This is a genomic window from Microbacterium sp. HMWF026 (assembly GCF_003061325.1).
Lineage (GTDB): Bacteria > Actinomycetota > Actinomycetes > Actinomycetales > Microbacteriaceae > Microbacterium > Microbacterium testaceum_E.
This window is the reverse complement of record NZ_QAJB01000277.1, coordinates 1-1,022: the sequence shown is the minus strand read 5'-3', so window position 1 is coordinate 1,022 and position 1,022 is coordinate 1. Positions and strand designations below refer to the sequence as shown.

Here is a 1,022-nt window from a genome sequence, read left to right as displayed (position 1 = left end):
GCGGCGACGTCGCCGCGGGCGACGGTCAGATCCAGGCGTACGTCGCGCCCGCCGAGGCCACCTCGGCGGTGGTCGACCGTGCCGACGGGTACAGCGCCACCACCTACGCCAAGATGGCGGCCGACTCCGGCATCACCAACCCCTCGAACTTCTATGTCAACGACCCGACGGCGCCCATCCAGTGGCCCTTCGCGGTCGGCGTGCCGATCACCTACGGCTTCGGCATGCGCGAGGGCGGCTTCCACGAGGGCGCCGACTTCGTCCCCGGCGAGGGCTCGCCCGTGCAGGCGATCGCCGACGGCACCGTGCGCATCGCGACCGAGCAGGGCGGCGCCTTCGGCGTCACCGTCCTCATCGACCACCAGATCGACGGGCAGCTCGTGTCGAGCCGCTACGGCCACATGCAGTACGGCTCGCTCCAGGTCACCCAGGGCCAGCACGTCAAGGTCGGTCAGTTCCTCGGACGCACCGGCAACACCGGTCGATCGTTCGGTGCGCACACGCACGTCGAGATCCTGCAGAACGGCACGACGCCGATCGACCCCATCGCGTGGCTGCGTCAGCACGCCGGCGGGTGACCGATTGGTGTGAGAGTATCGAGTTCTGATATTCTCTTCTAGTTGCCCGGAGCGATCCGGGTACGCCCCGATAGCTCAGTGGCAGAGCACTTCCATGGTAAGGAAGGGGTCGTCAGTTCAATCCTGACTCGGGGCTCAAGGCATCCTCATCCGAATCCTGGATGCCGTGCGGCGGGGTAGCTCAGTTGGTGAGAGCGCACGACTCATAATCGTGAGGTCGCGGGTTCAAGCCCCGCTCCCGCTACGGATGAAGCCCCGGAGATCCGGGGCTTCCGTCGTTTCTGGGTGCCGCGGGCTCGGCCCGCGTCCCCGCCAAGGCGCGTGCGCGTTTCGCCCTCGCCCAGCGCCGATCACCGGCCCCCGCGGTGCACAACGGCGGGGGTTTTCGCCGCCACGCCGGTGGGTCGGTGCAGACGACGGCGTGTCGGCGACGATTCCCGCCGC

1 protein-coding gene and 2 tRNA genes are annotated in these 1,022 nt (G+C 68.6%); all 3 read left to right on the top strand.

Features of this window, described 5'->3' with window-relative positions; translation table 11 throughout:
* On the top strand, positions 1-578 hold a 578-nt coding region (locus DBR36_RS10640; RefSeq protein WP_146185326.1), incomplete at its 5' end, for a M23 family metallopeptidase.
* Between the two features lie 64 nt (positions 579-642).
* Positions 643-714: transfer RNA gene (locus DBR36_RS10635), tRNA-Thr, on the top strand.
* Positions 715-748: 34 nt separating this feature from the next.
* Positions 749-822: transfer RNA gene (locus tag DBR36_RS10630), tRNA-Met, on the top strand.
* Positions 823-1,022 lie beyond the last annotated feature (200 nt).